We start from the raw sequence: 20,823 nt of genomic DNA, 5'->3' as shown, positions 1-20,823 counted from the left end.
GGCGGTGCGGGTAATGAGGTCAGGAGAGGACTTGGCCGCGGGTGAGCGAGACCACCGGGTCGGCGGGCTCGGTGCTCGTCGGCGTCGGATCGACGGGTGGCGCGGCGTTGACCGGCTGATCTCGGCTTGCCGGATCGATGATCCGTGCGTAGCCGCCAGGACCGTCGGGATCGGAATGGAGCCAGAAGAAGCCTTGATCGGCGAGATCGACAGTGCGCGGCAATGCGGCGGCGACGGCGCGGTCCGCCGCGAGTTCGTCGGGGCAGACCCGGGCGGGCGCGGCGCGCAAGGCGGGCCAGGAAGCGGCGAAGCCCGGATGCAGCAGCCGCGCGTCGACCTCGGCCTCCGGAATCCAGGCGAGCTCGGAACTCTCCCGGTTCCGGCTGGTCGGCAGCGTCATCACGGCGTCGGCGATCACGGTGGTGTAGGTCCAGCCGCTCGGCGCGGCCGCGGTCACCCGCTCGCCGCGCACCAGGACGTCGGCGGGATCGATGCCCGCCTCCTCCCACGCCTCGCGCACCGCGGCGTGCACGGGGGTCTCGTGGCTGTCGCGGGCGCCGCCGGGCAGGGCCCAGGTGCCGCCCTGGTGGCTCCACGGCGCGCGATGCTGCATCAGCACCGCCGATCCGCCGCCGGCGAGCGGGGCGCGCAGCAGCAGTCCGGCGGCGCCGAAGCGGCCCCACCGACGCATGCCATCGGGGTCGCGCGACCACCCGTCACCGTCACCACGCATCTCGCACCCATCCTCATTCCGCGGCCACATCGCACCGCCCAGCTGCCAAGCAGGGGTATTTCACACGCGACGGCACCGCTACGACCACAATAAACTCCGCAACAGCAGACACGGGGTGACCGTTGATCCGGTCGGTCCGTCGAGAAATCCGCGAATGCGGCCCAGACTGGGGAGGTGGATATGGCTCGAATCGAGCAGGCGACGACGATACTTCGGCCCTCGCCCACCCCCGAGCTCGCCGCGCGGGACAGTCCAGGCGCGCTGCGGGTCGCGTTCATGCGTGAGCAGTTCGACCCGGCCAGGATGCGCTTGTTCGCCAGTTCCTCGCCTGGCCGGCTGATCGCGATCGGGCTGCTGCTCATCACCGTCTGCGTGACCGCGGGCTGGGTGACCGGCGCGACGGTGGGCGACCGGCAGCAGACGCTGAATGTGCTGCTCGACGACACCGAGCCGGACGCCTACTCCGCGCATCGGCTGTACACGTCGCTGTCCATCGCGGACGCCGCGGCGAGCACCGCGTTCATCTCGGGTGGGCTGGAACCGCAGGCGGTGCGCGATCGCTACAGCCAGGCGATCGGCGAGGCCGCCGCGGAACTGGTGGCGGAGACGGGGCGGGCCACGGGCACCGTGCCCAACCGGACCGACAACACCGATACCCAGTTGCGCACCGGCATCTCCACCAGCTTGCCGGTGTACACCGGGGTGGTGGAGACGGCACGCGCGAACAACCGCAGCGGATATCCGGTGGGCGCCGCCTATTTGAGCGAAGCGTCCAATCAGATGCAGACCACCGTGCTGCCGATGGCCGAGGAACTGCAGAACCGGCGCCAGGCGGCGGTGACCGAGGCGCAGCGCAACCACGTCCGGCCGCCGTGGACCGCCATCGCGCTGGTGATTCTGGCGCTGATCGCGCTGGTGTGGGCGCAGTTCGACCTGGCAAAGCGGTGGCGCCGGGTGCTCAACCCCGGGCTGCTGCTCGCCTCGGCGGCGGTGCTTATCCTGTTGACCTGGACCGTGATCGCGGGCGCGGTGTCGGCCACCTCGATGATCCACGGTCGCGACGACGGCGCGGTGCCCGCGTCGCGGCTCACCGAGAGCCGGATCTTGGCGCAGCAGGCGCGTTCCGCGGAGACGCTGAAGCTGGTCAGCCGGGACGCGACCGGCGACTACGACCGGACCTATGACGCGAACATCGCCCGCCTCGCCGACCTACTCGGCGGCTACCCGAGCTCCGCACCCGCCGCCGAGGACGTGCGCAATGCCATTCCGGCACTTGGCCGTTGGCGGGTCGCCCACCAGCGGATGAACGACACGCTGGCGCGCGGCGACTTCAACGGCGCGGCGACGGTGGCGACCGGACCGGGCGCCGCGGACGTCGCGGCCCAGGTGGACGCACTGGACAAGGCACTGGAGCAAGGCATCGACAAGACACGAGATACCCTGCGCGACAACATTTCCCGGGCGGCACGCGTGCTCGACTTCATGGGCCCCGGCGCCCTGGTACTCGGCATCGCCGCGGCGGCCTGTGTCGGGCTCGGCCTGTGGCCCCGACTGCGGGAGTACCGATGAGAACCGGGCACGGCATGATCGCCGTCGCGCTCGCCACGGTCGCGCTGGTCGGCGGCTGCGCCAGTGAGTCGGCGCTGCCGCAGCCGACCAGCGCGGCCAAGTACACCGAACCGCCGTTACCCGCGAAAGTCATTCCCGTGCTGACGGATTCGCCGAAGCCGACGGCGGTCGCCGCGCAGTGCGGCGATCCGACGGCGAGCCTGCGCCCGACCGGCGCGGCGAGCGGGCCGACCATCGATGCGATCCGGGCGCGCGGCCGTCTGGTGGTCGGGCTGGACGCGGGCAGCAACCTGTTCAGCTTCCGCGACCCGACCTCCGGCGCCATCGTCGGCTTCGACGCCGATATCGCCAGGGAGATCGCCCGCGATCTGCTCGGCAGCCCGGACCTGATCGAATATCGCACCCTCGGTTCGGCCGACCGGGAACGCGCGCTGCAGAACCGCGACGTGGACCTCGTCGCGAAGACCATGACGATCAATTGTGAACGGCGCCAGAAGGTCACGTTCTCCACCGTGTACTACCGCTCCAACCAGCGGGTGCTCGCGATGAAGAACTCCGGGATCAACGGCATCGGCGATCTCGCGGGCAAGCGGGTGTGCATCGTGCGCGGCACCACCTCGCTGGACCACATGCGCCACGATCAGCCCGCCGCCACCATCTTGACCGTGCCGACCTGGGCCGACTGCCTGGTCGTGTTGCAGCAGCGCCAGGTCGACGCCGCCAGCACCGACGACTCCATCCTGGCCGGGCTGGCCGCACAGGACCCGTACACCCAGGTGGTCGGCGACAGCATCAGCGTCGAGCCCTACGGCATCGGCATCCCCAAGGGCGACGACGATCTGGTGCGCTTCGTGAACGGCACCCTGGAGCGGATTCGCCACGACGGCACCTGGGATCGCATCTACAACCAATGGCTTACCGTCCTCGGACCCTCCCCCGGCCCGCCCGCACCGAATTACGCGGACTGATGAACACAGCGGACGACGCCACCCCCGACGCAGACAAAGCCGCCGCCCCTTCGACAGCGGCCGACCAGGTTCCCGAGCCGGTCCATACGGAGCTGGCCAGGGGCACGCGGGCGACCCCGAGCCAGAAGGCCTCGGCCGAAACCATCATCGGCGCTTGGCGAACCGACTCCGAACCGGATTCGGCGGCGACGATGCGGACCTCCGGCCGGAGCGTGCGTACGGCCCGGTCCCGGCCGACGGTGCGCAAGCTCGGTGGCGGACTTGTGCCGATCCCGACGGTCGAGCCCGCCGATCCACGGGCCGCTGTACTGACCGATCCCGTTGTCTCCGAAGGCAAACGGTTCTGCTGGCGGTGCGGCAATCCGGTCGGCCGGGCGAGTGCGATCCGGCCCGCGGTGACCACGGGCACCTGCGATACCTGCGGCGCCCCTTACGATTTCCGGCCGTCGCTGCACGAGGGCGATGTGGTATCCGGTCAGTACGAGGTGCAGGGCTGTATCGCGCACGGCGGGCTCGGCTGGATCTATCTGGCGATCGACCGGAATGTCAGCGATCGCTGGGTGGTGCTCAAGGGCCTGCTGCACACCGGTGACGCCGAGGCGCAGGCCGTCGCCGTCGCCGAGCGCCAATTCCTGGCCGAGGTGGCGCATGCCAGCATCGTCAAGATCCACAACTTCGTCGAGCACACCGATCAGGACGGCGCGCCGATCGGCTACATCGTCATGGAATACGTCGGCGGCCGGTCGCTGCGCGAAATCCTCAATTCCTACCAGCGTCCGTATCGGATGCCGGTCGCCGAGGCGATCGCCTACATGCTGGAGATCCTGCCCGCGCTGGAATACCTGCACTCGATCGGGCTGACCTACAACGATCTCAAGCCGGACAACATCATGGTCACCGAGGATCAGGTGAAGCTGATCGATCTCGGTGCCGTCGCCACCATCGAGTCGTATGGAAACCTGTACGGCACCAGGGGATTTCAGGCGCCCGAGATTGCCAAGACCGGGCCGACCGTCGCATCCGACATCTACACCGTCGGGCGCACCCTTGCCGTACTCACCCTCGAGATGCCGATGGAGCAGGGCCGCTATCTCGACGGCATCCCCGATCCCGCCGAACATCCCGTGCTGGCACGCTACGAGTTCTTTTACCGCCTGCTGCTGTGCGCGACCGACCCGGACCCGGAACGCCGATTCCCGTCCGCCCGAGCCATGTCCGCGCAGCTGTCCGGCGTGCTGCGGGAGATTCTCGCGCTGGAGACCGCCACCGAGCATCCGCAGTTGTCGACGGTGTTCAGCCCGCAGCGGACCAGCTTCGGCACCGAGGAACTGATCAGCCAGACCGACGCGTACGCCGACGGCCGGGCCCGCAGCAAGCAGCTCGTCGCGCGCGATGTGGTTGCCGCACTGCCCATTCCGCTGCTCGACTCGGCGGACCCGTCGGCACCGCTGCTGGCCACGACGGTGCATGCCGAGCCCGAGGAGTCGCTGGAAGCCCTGCGGGCGGCCAAGGAGCGAGCCCAGAACGACCCCGGCAATGCCCCGGAGACCTTGGATCTGGAGCTCCGGCTGGCCGAGGCACGGGTCCGCCTCGACCTCGGCGAGTCGGCCTCGGTGCTGCATTTACTCACCCGGTTGCCCGAAAACGATTGGCGCGTCAGCTGGTATCGCGGCCTGGCACAACTGCTCGACGTGGAGTACGAGAAGGCCTTCGCCAGCTTCGACGGCGTGCTGCAGGTGCTGCCCGGCGAGATCGGGCCCAAGCTGGCGCTGGCCGCGACCGCGGAACTCGTACTGCAGCATTGGGATTCGCCCGACCCGGAACAGTGGCGGGCCTACGCGGAGAAGTTCTACGATACCGTCTGGCGCACCGATCGCGCGGTGGTGAGCGCCGCCTTCGGACTGGCCAGGCAGCTGGCCGCGGTCGATCGAGTGGTGGACGCGGTGCACGCCCTCGACGAAGTGCCCGCCGCGTCACGGCATTTCACCACCGCGCGGATGACCGCGGTGCTGCTGCTGCTCACCGCCGCTCCGGTGGCCGAGCTCGAAGAATCGACCCTGCACATCTCCGCGTCCCGGGTGTCGAGCCTGCCGACCGGCGAGGGACGAACGGTGCAGATGCGCGTCCTGGTACTCGGTGCCGCGCTGGCCTGGTTGCAAGCGGGCAACACCCCGAAACGTTCGGACGCAACGCTGTTCGGGGCACCGTTCACCGAACGCTGCCTCCGCGAGGGCACCGAAGCGGGACTACGCGCGCTGGCCCGCAGCGCGCCCGGCCGCAACCATCGCTATGCCCTTGTCGACCTTGCCAACTCGATTCGCGCCAAGACCTGGGTATAAAAGCCGCTCACGGAATCCTCATGATCGGTTCGGCAGCATCGACCTCGGATCGAGTTCGCGCGGCATACCGAGACCCGCGCCGCATGACACCGTGACTGTGCCCTCGCCGGTCCCGGCGCACGCACCCGGACTGCCCTCCGGGTGCGTGCCTGAAACATGCGGCGACCGGGCACATCTCGGTGCGCCGGTGCTCGCGGCAGATCCGACCCGGTCGGCCTGACTACCCGCTCCTCCGAGTGGTCAGGCCCGACCGGGTGCCGGCGTCGGCGCGCGACGTCAGGCCGACGCTGTCGCGACGCGGTGGGCGGCGCGGGCGATGGCCAGCTCTTCATTCGTGGGGACGACCAGTACGGCCACCGGTGCGCCGGGCGGGGAAATGCGCCGGGCGGTACGGGATTTCGCGGTGTTTGCGGTGGCGTCGACCTCGATGCCGAAGCGGGACAGGTCGGCGAGGGCGTCGGCCCTGACCTGGGGGCTGTTCTCGCCGACGCCCGCCGTGAAGGTGATGGCATCGACGCCGCCGAGGTCGATCAGGTAGGCGCCGAGGTAGCGGCGCAGGCGGTGGATGTAGACGTCATAGGCGAGTTGCGCCGCGCTGTCTCCGTTGCCGATGAGGCGCTGCAGTTCGCGGAAGTCGTTGACGCCGGAGAGGCCCTTGATGCCGGAATCCCGGTTCAACAACGTGTCGATCTGGTCGATGTCGAGGTGGGCCGAGCGCATCAGGTGCGCGATGATGCCGGGGTCGATGTCGCCGGATCTGGTGCCCATCACCAAGCCCTCCAACGGGGTCAGGCCCATGGTGGTGTCGATCGGGTGGCCGCCGCGGATCGCGGAGGCCGAGGCGCCGTTACCCAGGTGGAAGACAATCTGATTCAGCCCCGCCGGATCGCGGCCGAGGAACTCGGCGACCTGGCCGGACACGTACTCGTGTGACGTGCCGTGAAAGCCGTACTTCCGAATTCCATGCGCAGCAGCGACTTTCGCATCGATGGCGTAGGTCTTGGCGGCGTCGGGCAGACCGTGGAAGAACGCGGTGTCGAACACGGCCACCTGCGGCACCTGCGGCAACAACTCGCGCGCGCTTTCGATCCCCGCGACGTTCGCCGGATTATGCAGGGGGGCAAGCGAAGACAGCTCGCCGATCGCCGCGACGACCGCGTCATCGATCAGCGTCGGCTGATAGAACACCTCACCGCCGTGCACCACGCGATGGCCGACCGCGCGCACCCCGGCCTGCGCCAGATCGTGCCCCGTCTCGGCGAACATGTCGAAGATCAGCCGCAACCCAGCCGGGTGATCGGCGACCGCACCGCGCCGCTCGGTGGTCTGTCCGTCGGCCTGATGCTCGATCCCGGCGTTGCCCTCGCCGATCCGGTCGACCATGCCGGACGCGGTCACGGCGCCCGACTCCGGATTCAGCAGCTGGTACTTGATGGACGACGAGCCGGAATTGATCACCAGCACCAGGTCATCGACAGCTTCGGTCATCACGCCTCCCGTGTTCGGCGGTGTTCCCGCACTCCCTCAGCAACCACGCGCGCGGATCGCCTGTTCCGCGTCCGGAGCCTGCTGTGTCCGGACAGACACCCGTCACTCACCTTGCGCCTGAATCGCCGTGATCGCCACGGTATTGACGATGTCGGCGACCAGCGCGCCACGGGACAGATCGTTGACCGGTTTGCGCAGACCCTGCAGCACCGGGCCGATGGCGATCGCGCCCGCGCTGCGCTGCACCGCCTTGTAGGTGTTGTTGCCGGTATTGAGATCGGGAAACACGAAAACTGTTGCCTTGCCCGCTACTTCGGAATCGGGCAGTTTGGTGGTCGCCACGGTCGGCTCGATCGCCGCGTCGTACTGGATCGGTCCCTCCACCGGCAAGTGCGGCGCGCGCTCGCGGACCAGCTTGGTCGCCACCCGCACCTTGTCCACGTCGGCGCCGCTGCCGGATTCGCCGGTCGAGTAGGACAGCATGGCGATCCGCGGCTCGACGCCGAACCTGGCCGCCGTCGCCGCCGAGGAGATCGCGATATCGGCCAGCTGCTCCGAGGTCGGGTCGGGGACCACCGCGCAGTCACCGTAGGCGAGCACCCGGTCGGCGAGGCACATGAGGAACACGCTGGACACGGTCGATACGCCGGGCACCGTCTTGATGATCTCGAACGACGGCCGGATGGTGTGCGCGGTGGTGTGCGCGGCGCCGGAGACCATGCCGTCGGCAATGCCCCGATAGACCATCATGGTGCCGAAATACGAGATGTCGGCCATGGTTTCGCGGGCCCGCTCGAGGGTCATCCCCTTGTGCTTACGCATCTCGGTGTATTCCTTGGCGAAATCGTCCAGGTGCCCGGAGGTTCGAGGATCGAGCACCGCCGCGGCGGAGATATCGACGCCGAGTTCGGCGGCGCGGGCGCGGACCGACTGCTCGTCGCCGAGGATCACCAGGTCGGCGATCTTGCGCTGCAGCACCCGGCCCGCCGCGCGCAAGATGCGGTCGTCATCGCCCTCGGGCAGCACGATGCGCTTGCGGTCGCCCCGCGCGCGCTCGATGAGCTGGTACTCGAACATCTGCGGCGTCACGACGCTGGTGAGCGGAACCTCGATGCGCCGCAACAACTCCGCGGCGTCGACATGCTCCTCCATCAGCGCCAGCGCGGTGTCGACCTTGCGCGGGCTACCGGCCGACATCCGGCCGCGGGTGCGGTAGGCGGCGCTCGCGGTGTCGTAGGTGCCGAGCTCGGTGGTGAGGATCGGCAGCTTGGGCTTGAGGCCCGACATCAGCCGCGCCACCGCAGGATGGGGCAGCATGCCGCCGTTCATGATGATGCCGGACAGCGACGGAAAGCCTTCCGCCTCATGCGCGTTCACGACGCTGAGCAGCACGTCGGAGCGGTCGCCCGGCGCGATGACCACGACGCCGTCGACCAGCCGCTCCAGAATGTGTTCGGCCGTCATGCCGCCGACCATGATCTTCAGCGCCTCGCGCTGCAGCAATTCCTGGTCGCCGCTGTACATTTCGCCATCGATGGCGCCACAGAGCTCGGCCATGGTCGGCGCGATCAGCAGCGGCACCTCGGGCAGCGTCCAGGTGGGCACGGCGGAGGCGCGCAGCGTGGCGGCGACGTCATCGATGTGGTCCGGGTCGCAGCGGTTGGCGATGATCGCGACCAGCTGGGCGTGTTCGAGGACCAGTTCGCTCTGGCACAGCTCGGCCAGGTGCTTCACCTCGACGGGGGTGCGGCCCGAGCCGCGCACCACCAGCAACACGGGGGCGCCGAGGTTCACCGCGATCCTGGCGTTGAAGCGGAGCTCGCTGGGGCTGGCGACATCGGTGTAATCGCTGCCGACCACCACCACCGCGTCGCACACCTTCGCGACCTCGTGGAAACGCATCACGATCTCGCTGATCGCGGCGTCCGGGTCGGCGTGCACCTGCTCGTAGGTGACGCCGGTGGCCTGCGCGTAGTCGATGTCGGCGGTGCTGTGTTCGAGCAGCAGCTCGAGGATGTAGTCGGGTTCGGTGGTCGACCTGGTGATCGGCCGGAACACCCCGACCCGTGCGGTGGTCGCGCACAACATCTGCAGCACGCCGAGGGCCACCGTCGACTTCCCGGTGTCGCCTTCGGGCGAGGCGATATAGACGGTGGACGGAGCATGATCGGCCATGGCCGAAAGCTTAGTGAACGAGCCGCTATCAAAGCTCCAAGCGAGGCTCCCCCGCCTCTCCGCGTATTCAGGCCAGACTCAGGCGCGACCCCGGCGGCGTCGGCGACCGGCGGTGACCAGGGTGAATGAGTGAGCCCGTCCCCGACGAGTTACCAATGTCCGCACGCTATAAGTTGGCCAAAGACAAGTACATCTCACCACCGATATAGTCCGGGCATGGCTGAGCAGTTTCCGGACCGGCAGTGGGGTTCACGCACCAACGCACTGTCGCGACTAGCAAACAAGTTCGCGGCGACCAAGCCCGGTTCGTGGTTCATCCGCAAGATCACCCCGCTCGATCGCGCGCTGCTCGAGCGGACCGACGCCAAGTACACCGTGCTCGGTCCGATCGGCGCTCCGGTGATCCTGCTGACCACCATCGGCCGCAAGTCCGGCCAGCCGCGCACCCAGCCGCTGCTCTACGTGCACGACGGCGACGTGCTGTATGTGATCGGCAGCAACTTCGGCCAGGAACGCCACCCGGCGTGGACGGCGAACCTGCTGGCCAACCCCGCCGCCACGGTCGCCATCGCGGGCCACCGCCTCCCGGTCCAGGCGACCCCGGTCGAGGCCGACGCCAAAGACGCCATCTTCGCCCGCTTCGTCGAGATCACCGGCGCCTACGCCGCGTACAAGAACCGCACGACCCGCGACCTGCGCATCTTCGCGCTGCACCGGACGTAACTCACCGCTCGGCGCGCTCGATCGCCGACAGGTGCGCGACATTGGCTCGATCGTCGGGCTCGGTGCTCGCGGCGCCGATGAACCAGGCGTCGAGGATTTCCTGGAGTTCCGCGCTGGAGGTCGAACGTAGGCTCAGCGCAAGGACATTCGCGTCGTTCCACTGCCGCGCGCCCTGCGCCGTCGCGGCATCGCCGCAGAGGGCCGCGCGGATGCCCGCGACCTTGTTGGCGGCGATCGAGGCGCCGGTTCCGGTCCAGCAGCACACGATGCCCTGGTCGGCGCGGCCCTGGGCGACATCGCGGGCCGCCGCTTCGCTTGCCCAGGCCCAGTCGTCTCGTTCGGACTCCGCGAGCGCGCCATGTGGAAGCGTCTCGTGTCCGCGCCGGGCGAGCTCCTCGATCAGCTCCTGTGCCACTCCGACGCGTTCGTCCGCAGCTACCGAGATCCGCATACCCCCAGCTTAATTCCGCATATCCACACCATTGACAGCATGCTGTCAAACATGACAGGATGCTGTCATGATCACGAGAACAGTTCACGTTGCCATCTACAACACCTTCGCCGACTGGGAGATCGGGGCACTTACCGCGCACATCAACCGGACCACCTGGCAGCGAGAGCCGGGCACCTGGCAAACGAAAACGGTTGGGCTGACCACAGATCCGATCACCACGCTCGGCGGCATGCGCATCGTGCCGGAGCTGGCACTGGCCGATCTCACGCCCGCCGAGAGCTCGATGCTGATCCTGGCCGGTGCGGACACGTGGGAGGGTGACGAGCTCATGCCGTTCGCCGCCAAGGCGCGGGAGTTCCTCGACGCGGGCGTGCCGGTCGCGGCGATCTGCGGCGCGACGCTCGGGCTGGCCAAGGAAGGCCTGCTCGATACCCGCAAGCACACGAGCAATGTCCGAGAGTTCTTGCTCTACAGCGGATACGCGGGCGCCGACAACTACGTCGAGGAGCCGGCCACGACGGATGGCGATCTGATCACGGCGAGCGGCACCTCGCCGTTCGAATTCGCCCGCGAAGCGCTTGGCCGGCTCGGCGTCTACGAGCCGCATGTGCTCGACGGCTGGTACCGGCTGTACGGGCACTCCGATCCGGCGGGCTGGGCCGTGCTCGCCGAGTACGAAGCGCGGCGATCCGGCGCGCACGTCTGATGCGGAACGAGCAGGAGCTGTTCGCCACGGCGGCCATCACGTCATTCCGATTGAACGGCCAGTTCCTCGCGATCGCCGAGGAACTGGCCCGCCCTGCCGGTCTCACCGCCGCCTGGTGGCAGGTGCTCGGCGCGGTGCTGACCGAACCGCTGCCAGTGGCGGGCATCGCCAGGGACATGGGGATCACCCGGCAAAGCGTGCAACGCATCGCAGACCTGTTGGTAGACAAGGGGCTTGCCGAATATCGGACGAACCCCGCGCACCGGCGCGCGAAACTCGTCGCGGTGACGGACGCGGGGCTCGCGGCGGTGCGGCGGATCAATCCGCAACACGCGGTCGTCGCCAAACGTTTGCTGGACGAGCTCGGCTACGAGCGGTTCGCCGCGACCGTCGACGCCCTCACCGCGCTATCGACGGCACTGGACGCGATCACCGAGTGATCAACGGCTGAGGGATTTCGCGGTGCCTCAGCCTGCGAACGGCTCTTTGGTCCGCCCGACCAGATCGGCGACGGAGTCGAGCACCATCGTCGGCCGGTAGGGATACGCCTCGACCGACGCACGGGTGGAGATGCCGGTGGTGACCAGGATGGTGCGCATGCCCGCCTCCAACCCGGAGATGACGTCGGTGTCCATCCGATCACCGATCATCACCGTCGACTGCGAGTGCGCGCCGATCCGGCGCAACGCCGAACGCATCATCAGCGGGTTGGGCTTGCCGATGTAATACGGATCGCGCCCGGTAGCGCGGGTGATCAGCGCGGCAACCGAGCCGGTCGCGGGCAGCGAGCCGTCGCGGGACGGGCCGGTCGGGTCGGGATTGGTCGCGATGAAACTCGCGCCCTTCTCGATCAGGCGGATCGCGGTGGTGATCGCCTCGAAGGAATAGTTGCGGGTCTCGCCGAGCACCACGTAGTCCGGGTTGCTGTCGGTGAGCACATAGCCGATCTCGTGCAATGCCGTGGTGAGACCGGATTCGCCGACCACATAGGCGGTTCCGTTGGGCCGCTGCTCGTCCAGGAAGGTGGCGGTGGCCAGCGCGGAGGTCCAGATCGCTTCCTCCGGAATGTCGAGTCCGGTGTGGCGCAGCCTGGCCTGCAGGTCGCGCGGGGTGCGGATGGAGTTGTTGGTGAGCACCAGGAACGGGGTCTCGTTGGCGCGCAGCTCGGCGAGGAACTCGTCGGCGCCGGGCACCAGTTGGTCCTCGTGCACCAGCACACCGTCCATGTCGGTCAGATAGGACAGGATCGGTTCATCAGTCACCAGACAATTGTCCCACTAGAGACACAGCCGGACGGAGTCCGTCCGCAGACCGCGCATGGCCGGAGCGAATGCGGAGGTACGCCTACCGGACACGTTCCCGGGGTAAGTCCGACGCGATGCGACCCTTCGCACACCTTCGGGTGCCGCTGACTATGGTCGAAGACGGCCATAGGACGCGCGTCGGGCAGTGCGTGTGCGATCGCCGAGCGCGGGAACGTCCGCGGGCTCGCGGCGGTTGCAGCAAGACGTGACCGCGGCGTGCCTGCGGCCGACAACGGTGTGCGGGAATGCCCGCACCACAGGTGTGCAGCGAAGCGACAGGAGTGGCGCACATGGGTGAGCTAAAACTCGGATACAAGGCGTCGGCGGAACAGTTCGGGCCGCGCGAACTGGTGGAGATCGCGGTGCTCGCCGAGGAACACGGCCTCGACAGCGCCACGGTGAGCGACCACTTCCAGCCGTGGCGGCACAAGGGCGGGCACGCGCCGTTCTCGCTGGCCTGGATGGCGGCGGTCGGTGAGCGCACGAAGCGGATCCAGCTCGGCACCTCGGTGCTCACGCCCACCTTCCGCTACAACCCGGCCGTGATCGCGCAGGCGTTCGCCACCATGGGTTGTCTGTACCCCGACCGGGTCATGCTCGGCGTTGGCACCGGCGAGGCGCTCAACGAGATCGCCACCGGATACAAGGGCGAATGGCCCGAGTTCAAGGAGCGTTTCGCGCGGCTGCGCGAGGCGATCGAGCTGATGCGCGCGCTGTGGACCGGCGACCGCGTCGACTTCGCCGGTGAGTACTACAACACCGTCGGCGCGTCCATCTACGACGTGCCCAAGGGCGGCATCCCGGTATACGTCGCCGCGGGCGGACCGCTGGTCGCGCGCTACGCGGGCCGCGCCGGAGACGGCTTCATCTGCACCTCTGGCAAGGGCATGGACCTCTACACCGAGAAGCTGATGCCCGCCGTCGCCGAGGGCGCCGCCAAGGCAGGCCGCACCGTCGACGACATCGACCGGATGATCGAGATCAAGATCTCCTACGACACCGATCCCGAACTGGCACAGGAGAACACCCGCTTCTGGGCCCCCCTGAGCCTCACCCCCGAACAAAAGCACAGCATCACCGACCCCATCGAAATGGAAGCCGCCGCCGACGCCCTGCCGATCGAACAGATCGCCAAACGCTGGATCGTCGCCAGCGACCCCGACCAAACCGTCGACCTCATCAAGCCCTACCTGGACGCCGGCCTCAACCACCTGGTCTTCCACGCTCCCGGCCACGACCAACGCCGCTTCCTCGACCTCTTCCAACGCGACCTGGCCCCCCGCCTCCGCGCCCTGGCCTGACCCCACAGACCATCCACACGTCGCACAGGGACTGAGCTGCCTGTGCGACGTGTGGGCGTCGACCTGCTGTGATCTGTGTGGAAAATCCGCTAGCTGAGGGCGTGGTCGAGGTCGGCTAGGAGGTCTTCGACGTCCTCTAGGCCGGTGGAGATGCGGAGGACGCCGTCGGAGAGGCCGATGGTGGCCCGGCCTTCGGGGCCCATCGCGCGGTGGGTTGTGGTGGCGGGGTGGGTGATCAGGGATTTGGCGTCGCCGAGGTTGTTGGAGATGTCGATGATGCGCAGGCGGTTGAGGACTTCGAAGGCGCGCTTCTTCGCCTCGTGCGCGGGAGCGTTCAGTTCGAAGGTGACCACGGTGCCGCCTGCGCTCATCTGGCTGGTGGCCAGGTCGTGCTGCGGATGTGATTGCAGGAACGGGTATTTCACCCAGCTGACCGACTTGTCGGCCTCCAGGAAGCGGGCGATACGCAACGCCGATTCGGTCGAATGACGCACGCGCAGCGGCATTGTCTCCAAACCCTTTAGCAGGGTCCACGCGTTGAACGGGCTCAGGGCCGGACCGGTATGGCGCATCAGGGTTTTCACCGGGCCGTCGATGTAGTCCTTCGCGCCGAGGATGGCGCCGCCGAGCACCCGGCCCTGGCCGTCGATGTGCTTGGTGCCGGAGTAGACGACCACGTCGGCGCCGAGTTCGAAGCCGCGCTGCAGCAGCGGGGTGGCAAAGACGTTGTCCAGCACCACCTTCGCGCCCGCGGCGTGCGCGAGCTCGGTGACCCGGCGCACGTCGACGAGGGTCTGCATGGGATTGGCCGGGGTTTCGAAGAACACCGCCTCGGTGGGCACGGACAACGCCTGCTCCCACTGCTCGAGATCCTCGCCGTCGACGAAGACGGTCTCGATGCCCCAGCGCGGCAGGATCTCGTTGCACACCACGAAGCAGGACCCGAATAGGCTGCGCGCGGCGACAAGCCGATCACCGGCCCCGAGCAGCGCACCCAAAGCGGTGAATACCGCGGACATTCCGCTCGCGGTCGCGAAGCACGCCTCGGCGCCGTCGAGCAGCCGCATCCGCTCCTCGAACATGGCCACCGTCGGGTTGCCGTAGCGGGAGTAGACGAAATGCTCCACGTCGCCGGTGAACGCGGCCTCGGCGGCCTCCGCGCTCTCGTAGACGAAGCCCGAGGTCAGGTAGAGCGCCTCGGAGGTTTCCTCGAAACCGGAGCGGCGCAACCCGCCGCGCACCCCGAGGGTCGCGGGGCCGACGCCATCGGGCAGCGGCTTGTCGAACGCACCACCGGTAATCACGACTGCCTCCCTGCGCCGCACCCCACAAACGCGGACCTACAGCACGTGCTCATGACTGCCGCCAGGGCAAGCCGAGGGCACGCCAGCCGGTTCCGCCGCGATGTCCGTCGGCGTCGACCGGTCCTTCGAAACCCTCGAGCACGTTGTACGAGGTGCCGAACCCGGCCTGCGTCGAGGCGATCGCCGCGCCGATGGAGCGCTGCCCCGAGCGGCAGAGGAAGATCACCGGGGCTTCGGGATTGTGCCCGTCGAGCGCCGTGACCAGCTGCTCGGTGAACTCGCCGTTGCGCGTGCCGGTCGAGTCGACCCACTCGATCAGCACCGTCGGGCGCTCGATCGAACTGGTGTCGGGCACGCCGACAAACTTCCATTCGGCCTCGGTACGCACGTCGACCAAGACGGCTTCGGGGTTGTCTCGCAACAGATCCCAAGCCTGCTGCGGGGTGATGTCACCGGCATAACTCATTTGGACCCTCCTAGAATCCGCACTTGCCGCGCTCGGGTTTGACGCGCGGCCAGGTCGTCACCCGGAGCACCCCACCGCGGAGGAGGGTTGCCGACCAGTATTGCCGGGGCTTGACACTGGTTCTCATGACCTTCTGCTGAGATTGCCTGGACTGGGGTCACCCTGTCAAATGGCTGCTCACGGTATGAGAATGCTCAATTACAGACCAGCCATTTGTCGCCGGATCTGGTCAGGTTCCAGGTGGAAGTCTGCTCATCGCCGTCGACCTTGGTGGTGACCGTCGCCTTCGCCCGATCGCCGTCGACCTGCGGATCATCGAGTTTCGTGATTTCCACAGTCTTTCCGCCGCCGGACCGCCCGGCAAGTGGGGACCGTTTCGGATCGAAGCCCTGGCAGCCAGCGCCTGGTGGGGGCACCAAGTCGGTGTTGTTAGACCCCTCGACGAAGTTGCGCACCGCGGCGGTGATCCGGTCCGATTCTGTGACATTTTTCTCAGCGGGCGACAGCACCCCGCCGAGCACGATCGCGCCGAGCACGAGCACCGCGACAACAGCCGCGGCGACGAACGGTGCCACGGAACGCTTGTCGGTCTGGTCGACCTTGATGACTTCGTCCTCCGCAGGTGACTGCTGATCGCTCATGCCACGATGATCCCTGGTCGGCGGCGTTATCCGGCGCGCACCCCCGCACCGCCGCGCCGCAGGCGACGAAGGTTGTTGTGCCGCGCGGGGAATCAACGGCGCGCGAGCGGATAACCCAAGAGCGCACGTCGGCGGCATCCGTTCAGTTCACGCACCGCCGGGGGCGACTGCACGCACCACCGATAGAATCGCGAGACTGCGGCCTGCTGTCATAGCCGCGGCTGGGGTGGCCACGAGCCGACAACTCCAGCGTCCGCGCCGCCAGGTGCAACCAGCCAGCGCGTAACTTAGCCTAGGCTAAGGAAGACGCCGTAATTTGTTCTCGACCATAAGGGTGCGCGTAAAAGATGACCGAACAGAGTGCAGCTAACCGCCCGCTCCGCATCGCCATCGTCGGCGCCGGACCGGCCGGGATCTACGCCGCCGACGCGCTGATGAAGTCCGACGCCGAGGTCAGCATCGACCTGTTCGAGCGCATGCCCGCGCCGTTCGGGCTGATCCGCTACGGCGTCGCGCCGGACCATCCGCGCATCAAGGGCATCATCACCGCCCTGCACAAGGTCCTCGACAAGCCGCAGGTACGCCTGCTCGGCAACATCGACTACGGCACCGACATCACCCTCGATGACCTGCGCACCTTCTACGACGCGGTGATCTTCTCGACCGGCGCCAACGCCGACCGCGCGCTCGGCATCCCCGGCATCGGCCTGGACGGCTCCTATGGCGCGGCCGACTTCGTGTCCTGGTACGACGGACACCCGGACGTGCCGCGCACCTGGCCGCTGGACGCGGAGAAGGTCGCCGTGCTCGGCGTCGGCAATGTCGCCCTCGACGTGGCCCGCGTGCTGGCCAAGACCGGCGACGAGCTGCTGCCGACCGAGATCCCGCCGAACGTCTACGCGGGCCTCAAGGCCAACAAGGCGCTCGAGGTGCACGTGTTCGGCCGCCGCGGCCCGGCGCAGGCCAAGTTCACCCCGCTGGAGCTGCGCGAGCTGGATCATTCGCCGACCATCGAGGTCATCGTCGATCCCGAGGACATCGACTACGACGAGGGCTCCGAGGCCGCGCGCCGCCACTCCAAGCAGGTCGACATGATCGCGAACACGCTGGAGCAGTGGGCGATTCGCGACGTCGGCAACCGCCCGCACAAGCTGTTCCTGCACTTCTTCGAGTCGCCCTCGGAGATCCTCGGCGAGGACGGCAAGGTCGTCGGCCTGCGCACCGAGCGCACCCAGCTCGACGGCACCGGCAACGTCAAGGGCACCGGCACCTTCAAGGAATGGGACGTGCAGGCGGTCTACCGCGCCGTCGGTTACCTGTCGCAGAACCTGACCAACCTGCCGTTCGACGACCAGGCGGGCACCGTGCCCAACGAGGCGGGCCGGGTGATCGGCGACGAGAACGCCGACGGCGCCGACCGCTACGTGCCCGCCACCTACGTCACCGGTTGGATCAAGCGCGGCCCGGTCGGCCTCATCGGCCACACCAAGGGCGACGCCAACGAGACGGTGGCCTGCCTGCTCGACGACAGCGCGAACTTCACCCCGGCCGCGCAGCCGGAGCTGGACGCCGTCACCACGTTCCTGGAGGGCAAGGGCATCCCCTTCACCACCTGGCAGGGCTGGTACCGCCTGGACGCGCACGAGCGCTCGCTCGGCGAACCGGAGGGCCGCGAGCGCGTCAAGGTCGTCGAGCGCGAGGACATGCTGCGGGCCAGCGAGCCGCACAAGGTCTAGACCGACGCGCTGTTACCTCCACGACAGCAGAAAAACTCGTACTGAGGCATTCTGTACAGGTGTTCGATGCCCATCTCCACATCTTCGATCCGCGGTTTCCGCGGTTCGAGAACGAGGGCTACCTGCCCGGCTCCTTCACCATCGCCGATTATCGAAAGCGCATGTCGCGCTTCGATGTCGGCGGCGGAGCCGTGGTCAGCGGGTCCTTCCAGGGCACCGACCAGACGTATCTGAAGGCGGCCCTCGCCGAGCTCGGCGAAGGTTGGGTCGGCGTCACCAGGCTCGACCTGGACGCCACCGACGACGAGATCATCGAACTGGACCGGATCGGCGTGCGCGGCCTGCGGTTCAATCTGAAGCGGGCCGCCGCCGACATCACCGGCATGACGCTGCAGGCGCTGCGCGCTCATGAGCTGGTCGGCTGGCATGTCGAGGTGTACATCGACGGGCAGATGCTCGCGTCGCTGCAACCGGTGATCTCGAAGCTGCCGGTGTTCTGTATCGACCACCTCGGCATGTCCGACGAAGGCCTGCCCTACCTGCTGGATCTGGTCGATCGCGGGGCCAGGGTGAAGGCGACAGGTTTCGGCCGGGTCGCGATGAGCGTGCCGGACACGCTGCGCCGCATCCACGCGGTCAATCCGGAGGCGCTGATGTTCGGCACCGACCTGCCCGGCACCCGGGCGGGTCGTCCCTTCCAGGATTCCGATGTCGATCTCATCTGCGATGTGGTCGGCACCGATATGTTCGCCGTCCTCGAAGACAACGCTCGCTCGTTCTACCGCCTCCCCGCCCGGGTCCGCCCCCTGCCGGAGGACCCGGCCCCCACCCTCCCGATGTACACCACCGAACAACCAACGATCCCCATCCGCCGCGACACCCTCCCCACAATCGAAGCGGCGGACACCATCCCGCTACCCATCATCGAGTAGCGCCGGTCAGGTGACGATGGCGCCGATAACCCAGACGCCGGTGGCGAGTAGTGCGCCGAGCAGTTCTATGAGCATCGACAGTCCTACGCCTTTGAGCGCGTGAACCGTTGACTGCCAAGCCTGTTGGCCGACACGAAGGCGCTGGAGTTCGGAGAGATAGACGCCGAGAACGAAGCCGACGAACAGGCCGACCACGGGGATCACGAAGAAGCCGACAATGCCGAGCACCGCGCCGAGGATGAGGGAGCGGTTGGCGACGCCCGCGTCCTTCATCTTCCGGCCGGGCCAGGTGTATTTGATGACGCCGGAAAGCACCAGTAGCGCGGTGCTGACGGCGAAGACGGTCCAGGCGGTGGCGCCGCCGGTCATGAAGGCCCACACCGCGATCGCGCCGAAGATCAGAATGACGCCGGGCAGGATCGGGATGATGATGCCGAGCAGGCCGACCAGAATGACCAGGCCGACAACGACTTCCCCGGCGCCACTCACGACTCCACCTCTGGCATGACTCCACCTCACCGCGCGGGCTCGCCGGACGTTCCCGCGAGTGGTGCGCTGCTGAGATTGTGTCGTACCGAGTGCGTCCGCGCACCGGCTCGGGCGCAGGGTTCCCGGCGACCTAGGCGATGGATGAGCCAGCGTTATTGTCATACTGTCAATACACCGGCCGGTCCGCTGCCATGAGCAGCGCCGCAATGCCGGTGTGCTGGATCAACGACGAACCGAGGTAGGGCGTGAGCACTCCATCCACCGCCGCTAAAGGCCCGCTCGCGGGCATCAAGGTCATCGAACTGGCCGGCATCGGCCCGGGACCGCACGCCGCACTGCTGCTGGCCGACCTGGGCGCCGACGTGGTGCGGATCCAGCGAGCGGGCCAGATACCCGGCGGGTTCGACCGGCCGCAGCAGCGCGGGCGGACCATCGTCGAGGCCAACCTCAAGGACCCGGCCGACATCGAGAAGGTGCTCGGGCTCATCCAGAAGGCGGACGTGCTGATCGAGGGCTTCCGGCCGGGCGTGACCGAGCGGATGGGGCTCGGCCCGGACGACGCGCTCGCGCGCAACCCGCGCCTGGTCTACGGCCGGATGACCGGCTGGGGTCAGGAGGGCCCGCTGGCCGATCGCGCAGGCCACGACATCAACTACATCTCCATCACCGGCGTGCTGCACGCCATCGGCCGCAAGGGTGAGCGCCCAGTGCCGCCGTTGAACATGGTCGGCGACTTCGGCGGTGGCTCGATGTTCCTGGTATTCGGCCTGCTCGCCGCGCTCGTCGAGCGGCAGACCTCCGGCAAGGGGCAGGTCGTCGATGCCGCGATGGTCGATGGCGCGCTTGCCCTTTCGCACATGATCTGGGGTATGCGCGGGTACGGCGCGTGGTCCGACGAGCGCGGGGTGAACCTGCTCGACACCGGAATGTCGTTCTACGACACCTACGAAACCGCCGACGGCAAGTACATGGCGGTCGGCTCGATCGAGCCGCAGTTCTACGCGCAGTTGCTGGCCGGGCTCGGCATCGACCAGGAGGGCCTGCCCTTCCAGCTCGATCCGGCGGGGCAGGAAACGCTGAAAAAGCTGTTCACCGAACGCTTCCTGACCAAGACGCGCGACGAGTGGGCGGGGATCTTCGTCGGCACCGACGCCTGCGTCTCCCCCGTCCTCACCTTCGAGGAAGCCACGAAGAACGAGCACATCGCGGCCCGTGGCTCGTTGATCGAGGTCGACAACATCCCCCAGCACGCCCCGGCCCCCCGTTTTTCCCGCACCCCCAACGGCATCCCCACCCCGCCGCCCAACGAGGCGACCCCGATCGAATCCATCTGGGCGAACTGACTTTTCGACACGACCGAAACCGTGCGCGGCAGTACTGAACTCGACGGCACCACCGACCCCGATGCCCTCGCGGGCCGGGTGATCGACACGCTGCTCGGCGGCGTTGGTACCGGACGACGCCAGTAGTCGACGACGCCGTTATTCGCTGCGGC

19 protein-coding genes and 1 riboswitch are annotated in these 20,823 nt (G+C 67.9%); of the genes, 10 read left to right on the top strand and 9 right to left on the bottom strand.

Going from position 1 to position 20,823, the window contains the following annotated elements:
- Positions 1–19: 19 nt before the first annotated feature.
- Positions 20–733 (bottom strand): NUDIX hydrolase, encoded by a 714-nt coding sequence (locus ACIA8C_RS12400; RefSeq protein WP_397133772.1) that lies wholly within the window; start codon positions 731–733, stop codon positions 20–22.
- A gap of 180 nt (positions 734–913) precedes the next feature.
- On the opposite strand from ACIA8C_RS12400, the gene ACIA8C_RS12395 reads away from it, so the two are divergent.
- From ACIA8C_RS12395 to ACIA8C_RS12385, 3 genes are read left to right on the top strand one after another with little or no spacing between them, the layout of a single operon-like run.
- Positions 914–2,302: a hypothetical protein gene (locus ACIA8C_RS12395; protein ID WP_397133851.1), complete on the top strand. Its 1,389-nt coding sequence runs from the start codon at positions 914–916 to the stop codon at positions 2,300–2,302.
- Positions 2,299–3,270, top strand: coding sequence for a glutamate ABC transporter substrate-binding protein (locus ACIA8C_RS12390; protein ID WP_397133770.1), 972 nt, complete (start codon positions 2,299–2,301; stop codon positions 3,268–3,270). Before ACIA8C_RS12395 ends, ACIA8C_RS12390 begins: the two co-directional genes overlap by 4 nt.
- Positions 3,270–5,609, top strand: coding sequence for a serine/threonine-protein kinase PknG (locus ACIA8C_RS12385; protein ID WP_397133768.1), 2,340 nt, complete (start codon positions 3,270–3,272; stop codon positions 5,607–5,609). The genes ACIA8C_RS12390 and ACIA8C_RS12385 overlap by 1 nt, the downstream gene beginning before the upstream one ends.
- Positions 5,610–5,885: 276 nt before the next feature.
- Here the strand turns inward: ACIA8C_RS12385 and ACIA8C_RS12380 are convergent, their stop codons facing one another.
- Both ACIA8C_RS12380 and pta read right to left on the bottom strand, forming a co-directional pair.
- Positions 5,886–7,097 (bottom strand): acetate kinase, encoded by a 1,212-nt coding sequence (locus ACIA8C_RS12380; RefSeq protein ID WP_397133766.1) that lies wholly within the window; start codon positions 7,095–7,097, stop codon positions 5,886–5,888.
- Positions 7,098–7,199: 102 nt separating this feature from the next.
- Positions 7,200–9,272, bottom strand: a complete 2,073-nt coding sequence (pta, locus tag ACIA8C_RS12375; protein WP_397133764.1) for a phosphate acetyltransferase — start codon at positions 9,270–9,272, stop codon at positions 7,200–7,202.
- A gap of 216 nt (positions 9,273–9,488) precedes the next feature.
- Here pta and ACIA8C_RS12370 point away from each other — a divergent pair, with 216 nt between their 5' ends.
- Positions 9,489–9,995 carry a nitroreductase family deazaflavin-dependent oxidoreductase gene (locus tag ACIA8C_RS12370; protein WP_397133762.1) on the top strand — a complete coding sequence of 169 codons (507 nt, stop codon included), beginning with the start codon at positions 9,489–9,491 and terminating at the stop codon, positions 9,993–9,995.
- A gap of 1 nt (position 9,996) precedes the next feature.
- Here the strand turns inward: ACIA8C_RS12370 and ACIA8C_RS12365 are convergent, their stop codons facing one another.
- Entirely contained in the window at positions 9,997–10,446 is a 450-nt protein-coding gene (locus ACIA8C_RS12365; RefSeq protein WP_397133760.1) for an RpiB/LacA/LacB family sugar-phosphate isomerase, read from the bottom strand.
- 67 nt (positions 10,447–10,513) lie between these two features.
- Here ACIA8C_RS12365 and ACIA8C_RS12360 point away from each other — a divergent pair, with 67 nt between their 5' ends.
- Entirely contained in the window at positions 10,514–11,155 is a 642-nt protein-coding gene (locus ACIA8C_RS12360) for a type 1 glutamine amidotransferase family protein (protein ID WP_397133758.1), read from the top strand.
- Positions 11,155–11,595 carry a MarR family winged helix-turn-helix transcriptional regulator gene (locus tag ACIA8C_RS12355; RefSeq protein WP_397133756.1) on the top strand — a complete coding sequence of 147 codons (441 nt, stop codon included), beginning with the start codon at positions 11,155–11,157 and terminating at the stop codon, positions 11,593–11,595. The genes ACIA8C_RS12360 and ACIA8C_RS12355 overlap by 1 nt, the downstream gene beginning before the upstream one ends.
- Positions 11,596–11,622: 27 nt before the next feature.
- Here ACIA8C_RS12355 and ACIA8C_RS12350 read toward each other — a convergent pair whose 3' ends face one another.
- The gene (locus tag ACIA8C_RS12350) at positions 11,623–12,381 is read right to left on the bottom strand and encodes an HAD-IIA family hydrolase (RefSeq protein WP_364726855.1); all 759 of its coding nucleotides are present in this window, start codon (positions 12,379–12,381) and stop codon (positions 11,623–11,625) included.
- Positions 12,382–12,749: 368 nt separating this feature from the next.
- Here ACIA8C_RS12350 and fgd point away from each other — a divergent pair, with 368 nt between their 5' ends.
- Complete coding sequence (gene fgd, locus ACIA8C_RS12345; protein ID WP_397133754.1) at positions 12,750–13,760, top strand: glucose-6-phosphate dehydrogenase (coenzyme-F420); 1,011 nt, start codon at positions 12,750–12,752, stop codon at positions 13,758–13,760.
- Between the two features lie 89 nt (positions 13,761–13,849).
- On the opposite strand, the gene ACIA8C_RS12340 is transcribed toward fgd, so the two are convergent.
- From ACIA8C_RS12340 to ACIA8C_RS12330, 3 genes are all read right to left on the bottom strand, one after another.
- Entirely contained in the window at positions 13,850–15,064 is a 1,215-nt protein-coding gene (locus tag ACIA8C_RS12340; RefSeq protein ID WP_397133752.1) for an O-succinylhomoserine sulfhydrylase, read from the bottom strand.
- 49 nt (positions 15,065–15,113) lie between these two features.
- Positions 15,114–15,530 carry a rhodanese-like domain-containing protein gene (locus tag ACIA8C_RS12335; RefSeq protein ID WP_396995459.1) on the bottom strand — a complete coding sequence of 139 codons (417 nt, stop codon included), beginning with the start codon at positions 15,528–15,530 and terminating at the stop codon, positions 15,114–15,116.
- A gap of 14 nt (positions 15,531–15,544) precedes the next feature.
- Positions 15,545–15,661, bottom strand: a riboswitch (SAM riboswitch).
- Positions 15,662–15,724: 63 nt separating this feature from the next.
- Entirely contained in the window at positions 15,725–16,171 is a 447-nt protein-coding gene (locus ACIA8C_RS12330) for a hypothetical protein (RefSeq protein WP_397133750.1), read from the bottom strand.
- A 347-nt stretch (positions 16,172–16,518) separates the two neighbouring features.
- Between ACIA8C_RS12330 and ACIA8C_RS12325 the strand changes: the two genes are divergently transcribed.
- Together ACIA8C_RS12325 and ACIA8C_RS12320 are read left to right on the top strand one after the other, a co-directional pair.
- Positions 16,519–17,907, top strand: a complete 1,389-nt coding sequence (locus ACIA8C_RS12325) for an FAD-dependent oxidoreductase (protein WP_397133748.1) — start codon at positions 16,519–16,521, stop codon at positions 17,905–17,907.
- 59 nt (positions 17,908–17,966) lie between these two features.
- Complete coding sequence (locus ACIA8C_RS12320) at positions 17,967–18,839, top strand: amidohydrolase family protein (RefSeq protein ID WP_397133746.1); 873 nt, start codon at positions 17,967–17,969, stop codon at positions 18,837–18,839.
- A gap of 6 nt (positions 18,840–18,845) precedes the next feature.
- Here ACIA8C_RS12320 and ACIA8C_RS12315 read toward each other — a convergent pair whose 3' ends face one another.
- A complete protein-coding gene (locus ACIA8C_RS12315; RefSeq protein WP_397133744.1) occupies positions 18,846–19,328 on the bottom strand; it encodes a DUF456 domain-containing protein in 483 nt (160 codons plus the stop codon).
- Positions 19,329–19,573: 245 nt separating this feature from the next.
- On the opposite strand from ACIA8C_RS12315, the gene ACIA8C_RS12310 reads away from it, so the two are divergent.
- Positions 19,574–20,671: a CaiB/BaiF CoA transferase family protein gene (locus ACIA8C_RS12310; protein WP_397133742.1), complete on the top strand. Its 1,098-nt coding sequence runs from the start codon at positions 19,574–19,576 to the stop codon at positions 20,669–20,671.
- Positions 20,672–20,823: the final 152 nt, after the last annotated feature.

This window comes from Nocardia sp. NPDC051321 (genome assembly GCF_044455225.1).
In the GTDB taxonomy this organism is placed as follows: Bacteria; Actinomycetota; Actinomycetes; order Mycobacteriales; family Mycobacteriaceae; genus Nocardia.
This window is presented reverse-complemented; position numbering and strand designations above follow the sequence as displayed.

Excerpts from the sequence above, each read along its gene's own strand:
- ACIA8C_RS12350 (WP_364726855.1), bottom strand. The coding sequence starts at position 12,381 with ATGGACGGTGTGCTGGTGCACGAGGACCAACTGGTGCCCGGCGCCGAC.
- ACIA8C_RS12395 (WP_397133851.1), top strand. The coding sequence starts at position 914 with ATGGCTCGAATCGAGCAGGCGACGACGATACTTCGGCCCTCGCCCACC.
- ACIA8C_RS12385 (WP_397133768.1), top strand. The coding sequence starts at position 3,270 with ATGAACACAGCGGACGACGCCACCCCCGACGCAGACAAAGCCGCCGCC.
- ACIA8C_RS12370 (WP_397133762.1), top strand. The coding sequence starts at position 9,489 with ATGGCTGAGCAGTTTCCGGACCGGCAGTGGGGTTCACGCACCAACGCA.
- ACIA8C_RS12380 (WP_397133766.1), bottom strand. The coding sequence starts at position 7,097 with ATGACCGAAGCTGTCGATGACCTGGTGCTGGTGATCAATTCCGGCTCG.
- ACIA8C_RS12365 (WP_397133760.1), bottom strand. The coding sequence starts at position 10,446 with ATGCGGATCTCGGTAGCTGCGGACGAACGCGTCGGAGTGGCACAGGAG.
- fgd (WP_397133754.1), top strand. The coding sequence starts at position 12,750 with ATGGGTGAGCTAAAACTCGGATACAAGGCGTCGGCGGAACAGTTCGGG.
- ACIA8C_RS12325 (WP_397133748.1), top strand. The coding sequence starts at position 16,519 with ATGACCGAACAGAGTGCAGCTAACCGCCCGCTCCGCATCGCCATCGTC.
- ACIA8C_RS12335 (WP_396995459.1), bottom strand. The coding sequence starts at position 15,530 with ATGAGTTATGCCGGTGACATCACCCCGCAGCAGGCTTGGGATCTGTTG.
- ACIA8C_RS12400 (WP_397133772.1), bottom strand. The coding sequence starts at position 733 with ATGCGTGGTGACGGTGACGGGTGGTCGCGCGACCCCGATGGCATGCGT.
- pta (WP_397133764.1), bottom strand. The coding sequence starts at position 9,272 with ATGGCCGATCATGCTCCGTCCACCGTCTATATCGCCTCGCCCGAAGGC.
- ACIA8C_RS12355 (WP_397133756.1), top strand. The coding sequence starts at position 11,155 with ATGCGGAACGAGCAGGAGCTGTTCGCCACGGCGGCCATCACGTCATTC.
- ACIA8C_RS12360 (WP_397133758.1), top strand. The coding sequence starts at position 10,514 with ATGATCACGAGAACAGTTCACGTTGCCATCTACAACACCTTCGCCGAC.
- ACIA8C_RS12330 (WP_397133750.1), bottom strand. The coding sequence starts at position 16,171 with ATGAGCGATCAGCAGTCACCTGCGGAGGACGAAGTCATCAAGGTCGAC.
- ACIA8C_RS12390 (WP_397133770.1), top strand. The coding sequence starts at position 2,299 with ATGAGAACCGGGCACGGCATGATCGCCGTCGCGCTCGCCACGGTCGCG.